General features: G+C 59.8%; 3 protein-coding genes. All 3 read left to right on the top strand.

Translation table 11 applies throughout. The features are described 5' to 3' along the window. Nucleotides 1-194 precede the first annotated feature (194 nt). Nucleotides 195-695 (top strand): TRAP transporter small permease subunit, encoded by a 501-nt coding sequence (locus tag G568_RS0117585; RefSeq protein ID WP_211222285.1) that lies wholly within the window; start codon nt 195-197, stop codon nt 693-695. Then, on the top strand, nt 685-2,241 hold the full coding sequence (locus tag G568_RS0117580) for a TRAP transporter large permease (RefSeq protein WP_026759174.1): 1,557 nt from the start codon (nt 685-687) through the stop codon (nt 2,239-2,241). Before G568_RS0117585 ends, G568_RS0117580 begins: the two co-directional genes overlap by 11 nt. Before the next feature lie 28 nt (nt 2,242-2,269). After that, on the top strand, nt 2,270-3,257 hold a 988-nt coding region (locus G568_RS0117575; RefSeq protein WP_026759173.1), incomplete at its 3' end, for a TRAP transporter substrate-binding protein.

Below are 3,257 nucleotides of genomic sequence, written 5' to 3'. Positions count from 1 at the left end.
GAATCTCGCGTTGATCCTTCGTCATGAACATCTCCTTCTTCCCAAACCTGGGAGATTAAAGGAAATGTCCCGCGAGTAACGGCATATCTACACTCAGGGCTATTCACGAGCGGCTAAATTTCAAGCACAGGAGTATAGTCAAGCGGGACGCTTGGTGCTAGGGCACTGGCAAATAGCCTGCGAGGGAGACAGTATTGCGAGCAATTTTCCTGTCGACTTGTCAGGTGCTTGATCGGGTTACGGTCGTACTGTGCGCCGTGGCCTGCGTCGTGCTGGCAGGCGCGATCCTAGGCACCGTGATCCTGCGTTTCGGGTTCGATACCGGGTTCATCCAGTTGCAGAACCTTGCAGCATATGCCTTTGCCATCCTGATGATCCTGTCGCTGCCTTATTGCCTACGCCGGGCCGGACATGTGCGGGTGGAGGTTCTGTCAGAACGGCTGCCTGATGGGTATTTGCGGATGGCGGACTGTGTCGCGCTCGTGGTATTCCTCGTGCCGGTGTTCGGTCTGTTGGCCTCGGCCTCGATGCCTGATCTGATTTACAGTTGGTCGATCTGGGAGGGGTCGATCGAAACAGGCGGGCTTGGCGGGGTTTTCTTGGTCAAGACGACTGTTCCGCTGAGTGGCGTCTTGATGATCCTGCAGGGGATCGCCGTGCTGCTTGACCCCGAGGGATCGACGCATGATCACTGATGAATTGTTCTTAGCGGGCATGATCCTTGGCCTGTTCGCGGGTATTCTAAGCGGCGTTCCGGCCATGCTGGCGATTGCAGGCGTGCCCTTGCTGACAGCGGTCCTCGGAGCCATGGTGGGCGTCTTTGATCTGGGGTTTCTCAATTTCTTTCCCGCGCGGGTTTACGGGACGATGTCCAACCCCCTGCTCATGGCGGTGCCATTGTTCGTGCTGATGGGGGTGCTGCTGGAGAAGTCACGACTGGCCGAATCCATGCTGGAGGTTCTTGGCCGGATGCTGGGCGGATCAACGCGAGGCATGGCTTTGTCGGTTCTGGTTTTCTCGACGATCATTGCCGCGTCCACGGGGATCGTGGGGGCGACGGTTGTGATGTTGGTGCTGATCAGCCTTCCGGCGATGCTGGAGGCCGGTGTGCCGAAGCGGATGGCGACGGGCATCATCTGCGCCAGTGGGACTTTGGGCCAGATCATTCCTCCTTCCATCCTGCTGGTGCTGCTGGGTGATCAGATCGGAAACACCTACCTGGAGGCGCAGCAAAAGGCGGGCAATTTCGCGCCCGACCCGGTTTCCGTGGGCGATCTTTTCGCCGGGGCGTTGCTGCCCGGTCTGGTTCTGGTGGGCCTTTACGCGCTGTATATGTTCGTTGGGTTGCGCCCAGTGGCCAAGCCGTCCGGAGCCGCGCGCGCGGTTGCCGCGGCTGCACCCGTTGGCATTCGTGAGATACTGTCCAGCTTCGCGCCTCCCATATTGCTCATTCTGGCGGTGCTTGGATCGATCCTTGTGGGGATCGCCACGACGACCGAAGCGGCGGGTCTGGGTGCGATCGGCGCATTGATGCTGGCGGCCTATCGAGGTGGGCTACCGGGCCCGCAACGCAACTTGGTGTTGTCGGGCGTTCTGGCGGCCTTCTCACTGATGACGATGAGGCTGTTCAGCGATGCCCGCAGCGAAAGCGCGGGGATGGGCGTTCTTGCGGCGGCGTTGGCTGTCTTGCTGGTTCTCGGGGTCGTTGTCGCGGGATGGCGCCTGTGGTTCAGACGGTTGTTGCAGGGCGCTATTCGCGACACGCTGCGGATATCGGGCATGGTCTTTGGGATTGTCGTTGCCGCCTCGCTTCTGGCGCTGGTGTTTCGCGGCTTTGGCGGCGATGAAATCGTGATGGCAGCTATGGAGTCCCTGCCCGGTGGCGAATGGGGCGCACTGGCTGCGGTCATGTTGGTGGTGTTTCTGCTGGGCTTTGTGCTGGAGGCGGTCGAGATTATCTATATCGTCGTGCCGCTCTTGGGTCCGCCGCTTCTGGGCGGCGACATCTCTCCAATCTGGTTTGGCGTGCTGCTGGCGATGAACCTGCAGACCAGTTTTCTAACGCCGCCTTTCGGGTTTGCGTTATTCTACTTCCGCTCGACCGCACCGCGCCACATCACGACAACAGATATTTATATTGGTGTCGCGCCTTTTGTGGTGCTTCAACTTGTCGGGTTGGGATTGTTGATTGCGTTCCCGACCTTGGCGACGTGGCTACCGGAAAAGATATTCGGCAGCTAAAATCTTACTTATAGGAGGAAATCATAACATGAAGCGCAGAACCTTCCTCGCATCGGGTGCGGGAATCGCAGCCGCCGCGACGACCTTGAGCAGCCCTGCGATCGCTCAAGGCAAGATTGAATGGAACCTACCGACAGCGTTTCCCAAGAACGCCCCGGGGGTCGGGTCAAACGTACGCAATTTCGCCGCGAAGGTCGCCGCCATGTCCGATGGGCAGTTGACGTTCAAGATCTTCGGTGGCGGCGAGCTGGTGCCGCCTTTTGCCGTCGAAGATGCGGTGCAGCAGGGCAATGCGCCCGTGGGGCACGGGCCGACCTATTACGCCGCAGGCAAGAATTCGGCGTTGCACTGGTTCACCGCGGTGCCCTTCGGGATGACCTCGTCAGAACATTTCGCTTGGCTGAAATATGGCGGCGGGCAGGAGATCTGGGACGACATATATGCTCAGCGCGGTCTCAAGCCATTCTATTGTGGCAATTCAAATACCCAGTCCGCCGGCTGGTTCAAGCGTGAGGTTAACACGCTTGACGATCTCAAAGGGTTGAATATGCGAATTGCCGGGCTGGGGGGCGAAGTTTTCCGCAAACTGGGCGTCAACTCCGTGCTGATGCCGCCGCCGGAGATCTTCCAGTCGCTGCAATCTGGCGCCATCGACGCCGCCGAATGGGTCGGCCCGATGCTGGATCAGGCGTTTGGCCTGCAGAAGGTCACCAAGCTGTGCTATCTGCCCGCCCTGACCGAGCCGGGTGCCGGGTTGGCCATCGTGTTCAATCAGGACGCATGGAGCGAATTGCCCGCCGCCCTGCAGAGCATCTGTGAAAACGCGGCCCACGCAGCAGCACTGGAGAGCCATGCCGAATTCGATTTCTTCAACGCGCAGGCGATGACCGCGCTGCGTGCGGACGGCGTAGATTTCCGATCCTTCAGCGACGAGATCATCGCGGGAATGCGCGATGCCTGGTATCAGGTGGAAGAGGAACTGACGCAAGCGAACCCCGACGTGGCCCGCGTGCGCG

It is taken from the genome of Sediminimonas qiaohouensis DSM 21189 (assembly GCF_000423645.1).
In the GTDB taxonomy this organism is placed as follows: Bacteria; Pseudomonadota; Alphaproteobacteria; order Rhodobacterales; family Rhodobacteraceae; genus Sediminimonas; species Sediminimonas qiaohouensis.
Note: the sequence above shows the minus strand (reverse complement) of the source record. Positions and strands in the feature narration are given on the sequence as shown.

Bases quoted from the DNA above. Each gene is read 5' to 3' on its own strand.
- G568_RS0117580 (WP_026759174.1), top strand. From the start codon at position 685: ATGATCACTGATGAATTGTTCTTAGCGGGCATGATCCTTGGCCTGTTC.